The sequence below is a fragment of the Rhizobium sp. PDO1-076 genome (assembly GCF_000247475.1).
Taxonomy (GTDB): Bacteria; Pseudomonadota; Alphaproteobacteria; order Rhizobiales; family Rhizobiaceae; genus Allorhizobium.
The window spans coordinates 1-582 of the sequence record NZ_AHZC01000364.1 but is presented as its reverse complement, the minus strand read 5'-3'; the positions used below and the strand labels follow the sequence as shown (position 1 = coordinate 582).

Below are 582 nucleotides of genomic sequence, written 5' to 3'. Positions count from 1 at the left end.
CGGGTTTCGGCCTGCTTTGTTTCGTCTGAGTTTGATGCTGCGCTTGTCTTTATGGCTTCTGACAATGTTGATGGCGAAGTGGCGGACGATGGCCATGTTGGCGGGGCCATGTCCGGTTCGGGACCGGGTGGCGTCCTCGTTGAAAGTGACGTCGAGCACCCAGTGCAGTGAATTCTCGATGGCCCAATGGCCGCGTATGGCTTCTGCGAACTGAAGGGCGGTCATCGAGCGCGAGGAGATATAGAAGCGGACCTGGCTGCTTTGCTTTGCCTTTTCATAGACTTGCGCTTCAACCTTGACGATGGTTGCGATGGACGGGAAACGGTATTCGCCAGGAAAGCGCCTGTCACCGGAGAGCCAGTCGATTTGGCTGGAGACGGTAACCCGCCGCTCTTCGACCCGGCCATGGCCCTTGTCGACATGCGTGACGGTTGAGGTGAGGTTTGCCGGAGCATCGGCAAAGAAACGCTCGATCTCGCCCATCAGGCTGGGCTGGTTGGCCTTGGCGGCCAGCAGGTAATCGGCACCCGCATCGAGCACGGCTTGCGCGGTTTTGGCATTGCAGGCAATGGCATCAATGGT

At 58.8% G+C, this 582-nt stretch carries 1 protein-coding gene; it reads right to left on the bottom strand.

Annotated elements, in window-relative coordinates; genetic code table 11:
* On the bottom strand, positions 1–582 hold a 582-nt coding region (locus PDO_RS17270; RefSeq protein WP_007604925.1), incomplete at both ends, for an ISAs1 family transposase.